Annotated in this window: 14 protein-coding genes; 8 read left to right on the top strand and 6 right to left on the bottom strand. The window is 58.2% G+C overall.

Going from position 1 to position 12,264, the window contains the following annotated elements:
* The first annotated feature begins 65 nt into the window (after positions 1-65).
* The 4 genes from DY251_RS10895 to DY251_RS10880 all read left to right on the top strand — a co-directional run bounded on the left by DY251_RS10895 (position 66) and on the right by DY251_RS10880 (position 2,474).
* Positions 66-323: a hypothetical protein gene (locus tag DY251_RS10895; RefSeq protein WP_116623930.1), complete on the top strand. Its 258-nt coding sequence runs from the start codon at positions 66-68 to the stop codon at positions 321-323.
* The gene (locus DY251_RS10890) at positions 310-759 is read left to right on the top strand and encodes a PIN domain-containing protein (RefSeq protein ID WP_116623929.1); all 450 of its coding nucleotides are present in this window, start codon (positions 310-312) and stop codon (positions 757-759) included. The genes DY251_RS10895 and DY251_RS10890 overlap by 14 nt, the downstream gene beginning before the upstream one ends.
* A 10-nt stretch (positions 760-769) precedes the next feature.
* Positions 770-1,873, top strand: a complete 1,104-nt coding sequence (gene ychF / locus DY251_RS10885) for a redox-regulated ATPase YchF (RefSeq protein WP_116623928.1) — start codon at positions 770-772, stop codon at positions 1,871-1,873.
* 124 nt (positions 1,874-1,997) lie between these two features.
* On the top strand, positions 1,998-2,474 hold the full coding sequence (locus tag DY251_RS10880; RefSeq protein ID WP_158553246.1) for a Panacea domain-containing protein: 477 nt from the start codon (positions 1,998-2,000) through the stop codon (positions 2,472-2,474).
* A gap of 397 nt (positions 2,475-2,871) precedes the next feature.
* Here DY251_RS10880 and DY251_RS10870 read toward each other — a convergent pair whose 3' ends face one another.
* Genes DY251_RS10870 through DY251_RS10855 form a run of 4 tightly spaced genes read right to left on the bottom strand, consistent with a single transcriptional unit; the run spans position 2,872 to position 7,274 of the window.
* On the bottom strand, positions 2,872-3,186 hold the full coding sequence (locus tag DY251_RS10870; RefSeq protein WP_116623925.1) for a DUF6665 family protein: 315 nt from the start codon (positions 3,184-3,186) through the stop codon (positions 2,872-2,874).
* A 2-nt stretch (positions 3,187-3,188) separates the two neighbouring features.
* On the bottom strand, positions 3,189-5,036 hold the full coding sequence (locus DY251_RS10865) for an ABC transporter ATP-binding protein (RefSeq protein ID WP_116624052.1): 1,848 nt from the start codon (positions 5,034-5,036) through the stop codon (positions 3,189-3,191).
* Positions 5,037-5,084: 48 nt separating this feature from the next.
* Positions 5,085-6,953, bottom strand: a complete 1,869-nt coding sequence (locus DY251_RS10860) for an ABC transporter ATP-binding protein (RefSeq protein ID WP_116623924.1) — start codon at positions 6,951-6,953, stop codon at positions 5,085-5,087.
* A gap of 39 nt (positions 6,954-6,992) precedes the next feature.
* Positions 6,993-7,274, bottom strand: coding sequence for a hypothetical protein (locus DY251_RS10855; protein WP_116623923.1), 282 nt, complete (start codon positions 7,272-7,274; stop codon positions 6,993-6,995).
* A 249-nt stretch (positions 7,275-7,523) separates the two neighbouring features.
* On the opposite strand from DY251_RS10855, the gene DY251_RS10850 reads away from it, so the two are divergent.
* A complete protein-coding gene (locus DY251_RS10850; protein WP_116623922.1) occupies positions 7,524-7,979 on the top strand; it encodes a tRNA (cytidine(34)-2'-O)-methyltransferase in 456 nt (151 codons plus the stop codon).
* A 9-nt stretch (positions 7,980-7,988) separates the two neighbouring features.
* On the opposite strand, the gene DY251_RS10845 is transcribed toward DY251_RS10850, so the two are convergent.
* Entirely contained in the window at positions 7,989-8,459 is a 471-nt protein-coding gene (locus tag DY251_RS10845) for a MaoC family dehydratase (RefSeq protein WP_116623921.1), read from the bottom strand.
* Complete coding sequence (locus DY251_RS10840) at positions 8,456-8,914, bottom strand: MaoC family dehydratase (RefSeq protein WP_116623920.1); 459 nt, start codon at positions 8,912-8,914, stop codon at positions 8,456-8,458. Before DY251_RS10840 ends, DY251_RS10845 begins: the two co-directional genes overlap by 4 nt.
* A gap of 458 nt (positions 8,915-9,372) precedes the next feature.
* Between DY251_RS10840 and petA the strand changes: the two genes are divergently transcribed.
* The 3 genes from petA to DY251_RS10825 are packed head-to-tail and all read left to right on the top strand — an operon-like array spanning position 9,373 to position 12,149.
* Complete coding sequence (gene petA / locus DY251_RS10835) at positions 9,373-9,936, top strand: ubiquinol-cytochrome c reductase iron-sulfur subunit (RefSeq protein WP_116623919.1); 564 nt, start codon at positions 9,373-9,375, stop codon at positions 9,934-9,936.
* Between the two features lie 18 nt (positions 9,937-9,954).
* The gene (locus DY251_RS10830; protein ID WP_116623918.1) at positions 9,955-11,256 is read left to right on the top strand and encodes a cytochrome b; all 1,302 of its coding nucleotides are present in this window, start codon (positions 9,955-9,957) and stop codon (positions 11,254-11,256) included.
* A gap of 26 nt (positions 11,257-11,282) precedes the next feature.
* Positions 11,283-12,149, top strand: coding sequence for a cytochrome c1 (locus tag DY251_RS10825; RefSeq protein ID WP_116623917.1), 867 nt, complete (start codon positions 11,283-11,285; stop codon positions 12,147-12,149).
* Positions 12,150-12,264: the final 115 nt, after the last annotated feature.

Below are 12,264 nucleotides of genomic sequence, written 5' to 3'. Positions count from 1 at the left end.
TGTATTACGGGCGCGCAGCCTATAAATAAGATAACACGAACTCCGTGTTTTCGTGAGATAATATCATGCGCAACATTACCATTTCGATGGACGACGAACTGGCCAGCCAGACCCGCATTGCTGCAGCCAAGGCCGGCAAGAGTGTATCCAAATATCTGGCCGAAGCCGCCCGCGAGAAGATTGAGGCAGATGCGGTTCATTCCGCGACCCAAAAGCGCAACGAGCAATTGGAAGCACTGGAAAAATTATGGTCGCTGCCCCTTTGGGACGTAAGCGACAACGGAAAAATGCCGACTGCGGAAGAGCGCAATGCCCGCCGTTAAAGTATTTGTCGATACCAATGTCATTCTCTATTCGCACGACCGCAAAGATCCCGAAAAGATGCTGCGCTCGCGCGAATGGCTGCGCCAACTCGCGATTTTCCAGCAAGCTGTCCTGAATCTTCAGGTACTTAACGAAGTCACCAACGTTCTGTTGTCGAAGAAGTGGCTGGCCACGGTCGAGCAGGTCTTTTCTGTCGTCGGCCAATTCTCATCAATGGGCAACTACCCGCTTTCGATCTGGGAAATGGAGGAGGCTCGTACCCTTCACCTCAAATACCACTATTCCTGGTGGGACTGTCTGCTTCTCGCTTCGGCCTTGAATCTTGGCTGCACGCACTTTCTGTCGGAAGACCTTCAGGACGAACAGAAGATTGAAGGCTTGACGATCGTTAGTCCCTTCGCCCATACGCCAGAGCAAATTCTGGTTTCCCGATAGGATCACCATCATGGGTTTCAAATGCGGCATCGTTGGCTTGCCCAACGTTGGCAAATCGACGCTTTTCAACGCACTGACGCGCACGGCGGCTGCGCAGGCGGCAAACTATCCGTTCTGCACCATCGAGCCGAACACAGGCGAGGTAGCCGTGCCGGACCCGCGCCAGGCCAAGATCGCCAAGATCGCCGGTTCGAAGGAAATTATCCCGACCCGCATTTCCTTCGTGGACATCGCCGGGCTCGTGCGCGGTGCGTCCAAGGGCGAAGGGCTTGGCAACCAGTTCCTCGCCAACATCCGCGAGGTAGACGCCATCGTGCATGTGTTGCGCTGCTTCGAAAATGACGACATCACCCATGTCGAGGGTCGCATCGATCCCGTTGCGGATGCCGATACTGTCGAAACCGAACTCATGCTGGCAGACCTCGACAGCCTTGAGCGCCGCATTACCAACACCCGCAAGCGCGCGCAGGGCAAGGACAAGGAGAGCATGGAGCAATTGCCGATCATGGAGCGCGCGCTCGCGCTGCTTCAGGAGGGCAAGCCGGTTCGCGTGCTGCGCAAAGACCTCGATCCCGCTGAGGTCCGCCTTCTGGAAGGGCTGAACCTGCTCACCTCGCATCCGGTTCTCTATGTCTGCAACGTTGCTGAAGCCGATGCCGCCACGGGCAACAGCTACACCAAAGCCGTTGAAGAGATGGCCGCGAAGCAGGGCGCATCGGTGGTCATCATTTCTGCCGAGATCGAAGCTCAGGTCGCGCAGCTTGCGGACGATGAAGCGAGGGAATTCCTTGAGGCAATGGGTCTTGAGGAACCGGGCCTCGACCGCCTCATCCGCGCCGGTTACGACCTGCTGCACCTCATTACCTATTTCACAGCAGGCCCGAAGGAAACGCGCGCTTGGACCATCGTGAAGGGCACGAAGGCACCGCAGGCGGCTGGCGTAATCCATACGGATTTCGAGCGCGGCTTCATCCGCGCCCAAACCATCGCCTATGAGGATTTCGTCACGCTTGGCGGCGAAGTCCCGGCGAAGGAAGCAGGCAAGGCCCGCGACGAAGGCAAGGAATATGTCGTGCAGGACGGCGACGTCATGCTCTTCAAGTTTAATACCTGATGGATTCGAGCTTCCTTTTGCGCAATTTGCGACATCCAAACTAATCTTCTATATTATGCCTATGGGTATGCCCGAAATCAGGTTTAGGTTCTCTCCCGAGAAAGCTCGCACTGCGCTCCATTGGATGCTTACGCAGCAGTCTCCGCTTGATCTGCATACGCTTCTGAAAGCCTGCTATTTCGCTGACAAGTATCACCTCAATAGGCATCTGCGCCCGATTTTTGGTGCGCGGTATAAAGCAATGAATTACGGTCCGGTACCCTTGGAAATCTATGAGCTTGCTAAAAGTGAGCCGCTAATCATCGCGGAATTGCAAGATCGTATAGTTCCTTGGGAACTGGAAGGCTATCGCCTTAAACTCAAGGGAAACGCCGCTCCAAACATGGACATCCTTTCTCGGAGCGACATTCTAGCCTTGGAGGAAGGCTTTAGTCTCTCCCGCTCAATGAACTTTACGGACCGCACTGCCGCGACGCATGGCCGAGATTGGGAACGCGCTAATTTTGGAATGATGGACTACGCTGATATGCTCGATAACGGCCCTGATCAGAGCGCAAAAGTGAGAGAATTGCGCGAAACTGCCCGGTACGCTGTCTTATGAAGCTACGTCCGTTGGACGTGCTCAATCATCGAGATTCTGAAAGCGTCGTAAATAAGAACAAACCGCGCCCTAAAATGGTTGCGTGCATAGAACCACAGCGCGGCTGGTTTCTTCGCATCAATAGCAGATCTCATTTTGCGCCATGCTTTCCAATTAATCAGACAGATCACCCATGGTTACATGCTGGCGACTCGTTCCTTGGTTGCCGCATACTACAACTCACGGAACTCCAAATTGAAGATGCACTTGCACGGAATGCAGGAAGCGCAATCGGGAAAATCGCCGCTAAGCACATCCCAGAAATTCTAAAACATCTCGGAGAATGGGAAGCGATAACTAATGAGCAGTTGCGATTGGTTTCGGCAGCCCTTCGATTTCTTGAGCCGAACACATAACCCTACTTCGCGCCAAGCCTCACCAGCACTTCGCGCGGAATGCCATATTCGCGGATGGCATCGTCGTGGCGACGCAGGCCGCATAGCTCGCGCTGTATGAAATAGGCCCAAACTGCATCAGCCGCCTGCTTCAGCAAAAGCCTGCGCTCCGCAGCTTCGCCATCATATGCGCGCAACAGCGCCATCGATTTCGCGACAGCATCCCCTGCCCGGCCTAGCGAACTCGCCTTCTCGGATGCGATTTCATAGTCCAGCGCACTCTGCATGGACTCCGCGAGTGTCGCGGCGGAAAATCGGGCGGGTGCGCGCAGGCTCATGATCACTCCGCCGCTTCTGCGAGAAATCCGCCAGATTGCCGCTTCCAGAGCCGCGCATACAAGCCATCGCGCGCGATGAGCTGCTCATGCGTGCCCTCCTCAACGATCTGCCCCTCATCGATCACGATCAGGCGATCCAGCGCCGCGATGGTCGAAAGCCGGTGAGCCACAGCAATCACCGTTTTGCCTTCCATCAGCTTGCCGAGGTTTTCCTGAATCGCCGCTTCCACCTCAGAATCCAGCGCAGATGTCGCCTCGTCCAATATCAGGATCGGTGCGTCTTTCAGCATCATGCGCGCAATCGCAATGCGCTGCCGCTGCCCGCCGGAAAGCTTCACGCCCCGCTCGCCCACATGCGCGTCATAGCCGGTGCGCCCGCGCGGATCGGCAACCGTCGCGATGAAGTCATCTGCCGCCGCGCGCCGTGCCGCGCTTTCAACTTCGGCGTCAGTCGAGCCCGCCCGGCCATAGGCAATATTGTCGCGAATGGAGCGGTGCATCAGCATCGCTTCCTGGCTCACCACGCCGAACTGCTCGCGCAGTGAACCCTGCGTCACATCGCGAACATCATGCCCGTCGATCAGGATTCGCCCGCTCTCGACATCGAACAGCCGCAGCATCAGATTGACGATCGTCGTCTTGCCCGCACCTGAAGGCCCCACAAGTGCAACGCGCTCACCGGGGCGGATATGCAGCGAGAGGTTTTCGATAATCCCCTCGCCCTTGTCATAGTGGAACGAAACATTGTCGAACCGAATATCGCCCTTGGCGCGCGGTAACTCTACCGCGCCGAGCGCATCGGAAATCTCCGGCCTCACCGAAATCGTGCGCGTCGCGTCCTGCACGGTGGCATAGTTGCGGATCAGGCCATTGATGTTGAACATCATCCAGCCGGACATCTGGTTAAGACGAAACACGAGGCCCAGCGCGGCAGCGATCGCACCGCTGCTGATCTGGCCATTCGCCCAGGACATCACCGCCAGCACGCCCACGGCGCTCATCATCAGGCCGTTGAGAAAGGCCACCGCAGCGCGCACTGTGGTGATGGTCCGTGTCAGTCGGATCACTGCTTCCAGCAATCCCTCCATCCCATCGCGAATATAGCTGTGTTCGCGCCGTCCGCTGTCGAACAACTTCACCGCCATGATGTTGGTGAATGCATCCACCATGCGCCCGTTGAAAACCGAGCGTTGGTCCGCCGCCTCGCGTCCCGCGCGGCGCATTTCCGGCAGCAGAAACCGCACGATTGCCAGATAGCCGAGAAACCAGACGCCAACCACCACGCCCATCAGCGGGTCCAGCGACATCAGAATGGTCACCGCCAGCACGACAAATGTCAGGAACGACCACATAGTTTGCAGCACGTTGACGATAAAGTCGCCCACGGCCTCGCCGCCTTGCATGATTTTGGTTGCGATGCGCCCCGCGAAATCATTCTGGTAAAAGCTGTATGGCTGCTCGATCACGCGGCGAAACGACTGCCACCGCACCATCGAAAAGAACCCCGGCACGATAATCTGCTGCTCAACGACAGCCGACGCAATCATCACCACCGTTCGGCCAACGAGTATCAGCAGCAGCAGCGCCAGCAGCTCCGACCAGTGATTGGCGAACAGGTTCGCGGGCGTGGATTTGTCCAGAAGGTCGATCAGCCAGCCGACAGACCAGTACATCGCCGCATCGATTGCGCCTGCCAGCCCGCCGACGATCAGCAGCATCGCAAACGGCACCTTCGCTTGCCGGGCGAAATAAAGAATGAACTGCCACGCCGAGTCGGGCAGCACTTCGCGCTCAGTGTCCTGAAAGGGATCGACTGCTCCCTCGAAGCGACGGAAAAATGCGTCAAACATCATGCACCCTTTCCGTCACTTGAGGCAGTTTTGCGGCATCGACCGCCCCTACTCCGCCGCCGCCTGCTCGGCTTCATCCGCTGGCGCTTCATCGTGTGGCAGGAACCCGCCGGATTGCCGCTGCCAGAGTTGGCTATACAGCCCACCATGCGCAATCAGTTCGTCATGCGTGCCCTGTTCGATGACGCGGCCCTTATCCATAACCACCAGCCGATCCATCGCCGCGATGGTCGAAAGCCGGTGCGCGATGGCGATCACGGTCTTGCCTTCCATCAAGCGATAGAGATTCTCCTGAATCGCTGCCTCGACCTCGGAGTCCAGCGCTGATGTCGCTTCATCGAGTATCAGGATCGGCGCGTCTTTCAGCATCACGCGCGCAATCGCGATGCGCTGCCGTTGGCCGCCGGAAAGCTTGACGCCCCGTTCGCCGACATGTGCATCGAACCCCTTGCGCCCTTTCGGGTCGGTCAGTATCGCGATGAAGTCTGTCGCCTCGGCGCGCCGCGCAGCTTCGATCATCTCGGCTTCGGTCGCATCGGGCCGCCCATACATGATGTTGTCTCGCACAGAGCGATGCAGCAGGCTCGTGTCCTGCGTCACCATGCCGATCTGCGCGCGCAGCGAATCCTGCGTCACGGCAGCAATGTCGTGCCCATCGATAAGCACGCGCCCGCCTTCGATGTCGTAAAACCGCAGCAGCAGGTTCACGAGCGTGGATTTACCCGCGCCGGAGCGGCCTACAACGCCCACCTTCTCACCCGGCTTCACCACCAGCGACAGGTCTTCGAGCACACCCTTGGCGCGGCCATAGTGGAAACGCACATGGTCGAACTCGATCCGCCCTTCGGTGACGACGAGATCCTTCGCGCCTTGCCTGTCCTGCACCAGTCGCGGCAGCGAGATTGAATTGATACCGTCGCGCACAGTGCCGATGTTTTCGAACAGCGCAGACATTTCCCACATGATCCAGTGCGACATACCCCAGAGCCGCAGCACGAGGCTGATCACCACCGCAACCGAGCCAATCGTCACCGCATTGTTCAGCCACAGCGAGATGGACAGCCCACCCACCGCCACAAGCAGCGCCGCATTCAAAATGCCAAGCGCAGCAAACAGCACCGTGCCGAGCCGCATGGAGCGGTACACCGTGTCCATGAACTCGCCCATCGCTTCTTGCGCATAATCGGCTTCACGCTTCGCGTGGGAAAACAGCTTCACGGTCTGGATGTTCGCATAGGAGTCTACGATGCGGCCAGTCATCAGCGAGCGCGTATCGGCCTGCTCTTCCGCAACCTTCTGGATTCGCGGTATAAAAAGCCGCAGCAACCCGATGTAAAACGCCAGCCATATCAGCAGCGGTATGAGCAAATACAGGTCCGCCGAGGCAGCAATAATCAGCACGCCGGTGAAATACACGACGACGTAATTTAGCACCTCGAACAGTTTCAGAATGCATTCGCGCACGGCAAGCGCTGTCTGCATCAGCTTGGTCGCGACGCGCCCCGCAAACTCATCCTGATAAAAAGTCATGGACTGCTTGAGCAGATAGCGGTGCACATTCCAGCGAATGCGCATCGGGTAATTGCCCATCAGCGTCTGCTGGCTCAGCAGCGAGCGGAACCAGTCCAGTATCGGCATGGCGACCAGCACCAGCCCCGCCATCGCGGCCAGCTTCCAGCCTTCGGTTTGCAGGAACGTCTCGCGATTGGCGTTACTCAGCCAATCAACGATGTTTCCCATAAAGGAAAACAGCCACACCTCGGCAAACGCCAGCACCGACATCAAAATCGTCGAAACGATGATGTAGGGCCACGCGCCGCGCGTGTAGTGAATGCAGAAGGCGACGAGCGTCTTCGGTGGCTCCACCGGTTCTTCCGGCGGAAATGGATTCAGAAGCGATTCGAATTTGCGAAACATGATCTTCACTTAGGTAGTCTGCCTGCTCCCGCGCCGCAATCACACGGCGCTGGAGGAAGGCTTATGATGTTGCTTGACAGCGCGCGGCGCGCCGAACAGGCGCTCCAGCCACGAGCGTCGTGGTTGCTGCACAATCTGCGACATGTCCACGTCCGGCAGCCCGCCGCGATGCGGCTTGCGGTCGGGCGGGCCATGTCCCGTCTCGCCCAGCGAAAACGCAATCGCCGCGCGTCGGGCCTCCGCGATGCTGGAAACATCCGGATTGAATTCAGCAGATGACAGATAAGGAACCTTCCGGCTCCGGTTCGTATCGTATGACATAATGAGATTCCTCGAAAACCAGACTTGGCTCAGGCGGAATCAGGTCGAATGAATTTTTCTGAGGTTTCGAACCGGTTCCGCGATCAGGCGGAGCGCACGTGAAGACGGCGCATAAAGTGCGGGATGAACAAAGCTGTCATCTGTGCGCCTCCTTGGTTCGGGTTGACAGGGAGCGCTCTATAGCCTCATTCGCGGCAAAAGGCCACCCACCCGGCTAGCATCACCAACCCTGTCGAGCGAGTGTTGCCATTGGAACACAGCCTGCGCATCGCGCTGTACCAGCCGGACATCGCCGGAAATACCGGCACGATCTTGCGCACCGCCGCCTGTCTCGGCCTTGCGGTGGACATCATCGAGCCCGCGGGATTTGACCTGTCCGACCGCAATTTGCGACGTGCGGGCATGGACTATCTGGAGTTGGCCGCACTCGCTCGTCACGTCGATTTCGCCACCTTCAACGCATGGCGCGAAGCGCAAAATCGCCGCCTCATATTGCTCACGACCCGCGCCGCCGAACCTTACACGCAGTTCGAGTTCCGGCCTGATGACGTGATTCTTTTCGGTCGCGAATCCGCTGGCGTGCCGGATGCATTGCATGACCGCGCCGACGCTCGGCTCATCATTCCGATGGTTGCGGGGCGCAGCCTCAACCTCGCCGTCAGTGCAGCGATGGTCGCCGGCGAAGCGCTGCGTCAGATGGGATAGTCATTTCCCCTAATCCGCCTTCACGATCACGGAGCTTTCGAACTCCAGCACTTTGTCGCCGGTTGAGTCGTGTCCTTCGCCGAAGACGGTCAGCAGCCTGTATCCGGGCTTTGATGAGAGTGCGCGCTGGCTCAGCACCTTGCGCGTGTAGGTCACGGTTTCCCCTGCATAGACCGGCTTAAGCCATTTGAGGTTCCGAAAGCCCGGCGAAGCGCCCACTGTCGGCGCAGGCCCGTCTCCATCCCATGCTTGCGCGCCCTTCAGGATTCCGGTGCGCACATTGCACTTCATCCATGCAGCCGCAGTGTGCCAGCCGGATGCGCAGAGCTTCCCGAAAACCGTGCCATGCGCTGTTTCTTCCGAAAGGTGGAAGGGCTGCGGATCATATTTGCGCGCGAACGCAACAATCGATTCGGCGTCGAAATGATGCGAGCCAAGATCGACGGTTTCCCCGACCTGAAAAAATTCGTCGAGGCTCATGCGCTTGCCCTCGTCAAAAACATGCCGGTGTTTTGCAGTTCGAAAACCTGCTCGTCGTTCTGATTCGTCATTTCGGCACGCATCATTACGAGGCCGAGATTCGGTCGCTTGGAGGACATCCGCTTCGAAAGCACAGTCACGCGCGCGGTCAGCGTATCGCCCGCCAGCACGGGCCTTTTCCATTTCACATACTCGATGCCCGGCGCGCCTTGCGACGTCGAATGCAGCAATATGCCATCGCAAAGCAGGCGCATGAACATCGAGCATGTATGCCAGCCCGAAGCTGCCAGCCCGCCCAGAATGCTGGCTTTGCCTGCTTCCTCGTTCAAATGCATGGGTTGTGGATCGAACTCGGATGCGAACTCCACGATTTCCGCTGCGGTCACTACTTTCGTTCCAAGCACGAGCGTTCCGCCTTCTGTGAAATCTTCGAACGCCCATTTTTTGTCGGTCATTCCGCCGCCCCAATATTTCTTTCGGCGCCAAAATGGCCGCTCAATCGTCGCTCTGCAACAGTATCAGGCAGCTATCGATTGGGTCAGTTCTCTCAAACCTGCGAAGATTCGGGCCTAGCTTTTGAGAATCAAGCGCCCTGGCCTGATGAGATTCCGGCCAGCGTGGAGCGAAAATGATGTGTTTCGAGAACCGAAGCGGAGTGTACTTTTGGGTACATGAGCACCGGAAGCGCAGAAATGCGTCATTTGCAGCCCATGCTCACTGAAATCCCACGGGCCTACCCGCGACAATCTGCCATCTGTGGACTAGCCGTCTGGACAAGCGTGATTGTCACGCATAAACCGAAATCCGAATGCCGGAGGAACGCGCCCAGCCTGCAGCCATGCGCCGTCGGGAAGGGTATGGAGCGGGGACAAAGCTCTGCCGACGGCGAGGAAGAGGCAGAAGGACAGACCCCTTGAGCGCCACCGATCATTCGGACGTCACAAGACGCGACTTTTTATACGTAGCAACAGGCACCGCCGCAGTAGTCGGTACGGCAGCCGCCGCATGGCCGTTTATCGACCAGATGCGGCCGGATGCTTCCACTTTGGCGCAATCATCGATCGAAGTTGAGGTTGGTTCGCTCCAGGCTGGCTCTTCGCTGGTTGTGAAATGGCGCGGCAAACCGGTTTTCGTCCGCAATCGTACGCCGGAAGAGATCAAGGCCGCACAGGACACGCCGATGGCGGACCTCAAGGACCCGATTGCACGCAACGGCAATCTGCCTTCGGACGCGCCGGCAACGGATGTGGATCGCTCCGCCGGCAAGGATAAAGAAAACTGGATTGTCATGGTTGGCGTCTGCACCCATCTGGGTTGCGTGCCGCTCGGTCAGCAAGGCGATTTCGGTGGCTGGTTCTGCCCGTGCCACGGTTCGCACTACGACACCGCGGGACGCATTCGCAAAGGCCCCGCTCCGATGAACCTCGAAGTGCCGGTTTATTCTTTCATCTCCGACACCAAAATCAGAATCGGCTAAGGTCCGGGGGATAATTTTATGAGCGGTGGACACTCGACCTATACGCCCAAGACTGGGATTGAGCGCTGGATAGACGCGCGCATGCCATTGCCGCGCCTGGTATACGATTCATTCGTTGCCTTTCCGGTGCCGCGTAACCTCAACTATGCCTACACGTTCGGCGGCATTCTTGCGATCATGCTGGTCGTACAGATCATAACCGGCGTCGTGCTGGTAATGCATTATGCATCCGACACCAGCCTCGCCTTCGTGTCGGTCGAAAAGATCATGCGCGATGTGAATTGGGGCTGGCTGCTGCGCTATATGCACGCAAACGGCGCATCCTTCTTCTTCATTGCCGTCTATCTCCATATTTTCCGCGGTCTCTATTACGGCTCCTACAAGGCGCCGCGTGAGTTGCTGTGGATTCTCGGCTGCATCATCTACCTGTTGATGATGGCGACGGGCTTCATGGGCTACGTTCTGCCTTGGGGTCAGATGTCCGGCTGGGGTGCAACCGTTATCACCGGCTTCTTCACCGCCATTCCGCTCGTCGGCACGTGGCTCCAGCAGCTGCTGCTCGGCGGCTTTTCGGTGGACAACCCGACGCTGACGCACTTCTTCTCGCTGCACTACCTCCTGCCATTCGTAATCGCGGGCGTTGTCGTGCTGCACGTCTGGGCGCTGCATGTTGTCGGCCAGACCAACCCGACCGGCATCGAAATCAAGTCGAAGACCGACACCCTGCCCTTCACGCCCTATGCGACCGTCAAGGACGCGTTTGGCATGATCGTGTTCCTGGCCGTGTTTGCCTACTTCATCTTCTACATTCCGAACTATCTCGGTCACCCGGATAACTACACGCAGTTCAACTCGCTGAAGACGCCGGCGCACATCGTTCCTGAATGGTACTTCCTGCCGTTCTACGCCATCCTGCGCGCCATCACGTTCAACATCGGGCCAATCGACTCGAAGCTCGGCGGTGTGCTTGCAATGTTCGGCGCCATCGCGGTGCTGTTCTTCGTGCCGTGGCTCGACACTTCGAAGGTTCGCTCGGCGGTGTATCGTCCGTGGTACAAGCTCTTCTTCTGGATCTTCGGGATAAACGCGGTGTTCCTCGGCTGGCTTGGTTCCAAGCCCGCGGAAGGCTGGTATATCCCGGCGATGCAGGCTTCAACGCTGTATTATTTCGCATTCTTCCTCGTCATCATGCCGCTGCTCGGCCTGTTCGAGACGCCGAAGCAATTGCCGAATTCCATCACCGAGGCAGTGCTTGCCAAGAATAAGGGCGCTCACGCCCACCCGGCAGGCGCAACCGCCGCGCCGGAAACCAAAGGCTGACCGCTCAGGACTTGCAGAGGGATATCATGAAGAAAGTTCTCCACGGTCTGGCAGCACTGAGCTTCCTTTTCGCAGGCTCCACCGCCTTTGCTCAGGAAGCAACCCATGCGGCCAATCACGAAGCCGAGCCGACCCACTTTCCGATCAAGGCTCCGCGCGAGCAGTCATGGTCGTTCGCGGGTCCGTTCGGTACGTACGACAAGGCGCAGCTTCAGCGCGGCCTGAAAGTGTACAAGGAAGTCTGCTCGGCCTGCCACTCGATGCATCTGGTGCCATTCCGCATGCTCGAAGAACTTGGCTACAACGAAGCTCAGGTAAAGGCTTTTGCGGCTGAGTACACCGTTCAGGATGGCCCGAACGATGATGGCGAAATGTTCGATCGTCCGGGCAAGCCGTCGGACTATTTCCCGTCGCCATTCCCCAACGATCAGGCAGCCGCTGCTGCCAATGGCGGTGCGGCTCCTCCTGACATGTCGCTGCTGGCAAAAGCCCGTGGCGTGACGCGCGGCTTCCCGCAATTCGTGGTCGACATCTTCACACAGTACGCTGAAGGCGGGCCGGATTACATCTACTCGCTGCTGACCGGCTACGATCAGACCCCGCCGGAAGGCATGGAGATCGCCGAGGGTACGCATTACAATCCATATTTCATCAATGGCAAATCGCTGGCGATGGCTCCGCCGCTGAGCGACGGTCAGGTGACGTATGATGACGGCTCACCGCAGACCGTCGATCAGTACGCCCATGACATCGCTGCGTTCCTGATGTGGGCGGCTGAGCCGCACATGGAAGAGCGCAAACAGACCGGCTTCAGCGTCATGACGTTCCTGCTGTTGTTCGGCGTGCTGGTGTATCTCACCAAGCGCAAGGTTTGGTCGAACGTCGAGCACTGAGCTCATCGCTTCCTGAATGCAAAAGGCCCGCCAATGGCGGGCCTTTTGCTATTCTGCCACCTGCGCACTTCACGCGGCGGCTCGCCCTCATCCGGCTGGCGGCAGCTTCTACGCC

Origin of the sequence: Mesorhizobium denitrificans (assembly GCF_003403035.1) — a bacterium.
Lineage (GTDB): Bacteria > Pseudomonadota > Alphaproteobacteria > Rhizobiales > Rhizobiaceae > Mesorhizobium_G > Mesorhizobium_G denitrificans.
This window is presented reverse-complemented; position numbering and strand designations above follow the sequence as displayed.

Coding starts and splice junctions, on each gene's coding strand:
- DY251_RS10895 (WP_116623930.1), top strand. CDS start 66: ATGCGCAACATTACCATTTCGATGGACGACGAACTGGCCAGCCAGACC.
- DY251_RS10890 (WP_116623929.1), top strand. CDS start 310: ATGCCCGCCGTTAAAGTATTTGTCGATACCAATGTCATTCTCTATTCG.
- ychF (WP_116623928.1), top strand. CDS start 770: ATGGGTTTCAAATGCGGCATCGTTGGCTTGCCCAACGTTGGCAAATCG.
- DY251_RS10880 (WP_158553246.1), top strand. CDS start 1,998: ATGCTTACGCAGCAGTCTCCGCTTGATCTGCATACGCTTCTGAAAGCC.
- DY251_RS10870 (WP_116623925.1), bottom strand. CDS start 3,186: ATGAGCCTGCGCGCACCCGCCCGATTTTCCGCCGCGACACTCGCGGAG.
- DY251_RS10865 (WP_116624052.1), bottom strand. CDS start 5,036: ATGTTTGACGCATTTTTCCGTCGCTTCGAGGGAGCAGTCGATCCCTTT.
- DY251_RS10860 (WP_116623924.1), bottom strand. CDS start 6,953: ATGTTTCGCAAATTCGAATCGCTTCTGAATCCATTTCCGCCGGAAGAA.
- DY251_RS10855 (WP_116623923.1), bottom strand. CDS start 7,274: ATGTCATACGATACGAACCGGAGCCGGAAGGTTCCTTATCTGTCATCT.
- DY251_RS10845 (WP_116623921.1), bottom strand. CDS start 8,459: ATGAGCCTCGACGAATTTTTTCAGGTCGGGGAAACCGTCGATCTTGGC.
- DY251_RS10840 (WP_116623920.1), bottom strand. CDS start 8,914: ATGACCGACAAAAAATGGGCGTTCGAAGATTTCACAGAAGGCGGAACG.
- DY251_RS10830 (WP_116623918.1), top strand. CDS start 9,955: ATGAGCGGTGGACACTCGACCTATACGCCCAAGACTGGGATTGAGCGC.
- DY251_RS10825 (WP_116623917.1), top strand. CDS start 11,283: ATGAAGAAAGTTCTCCACGGTCTGGCAGCACTGAGCTTCCTTTTCGCA.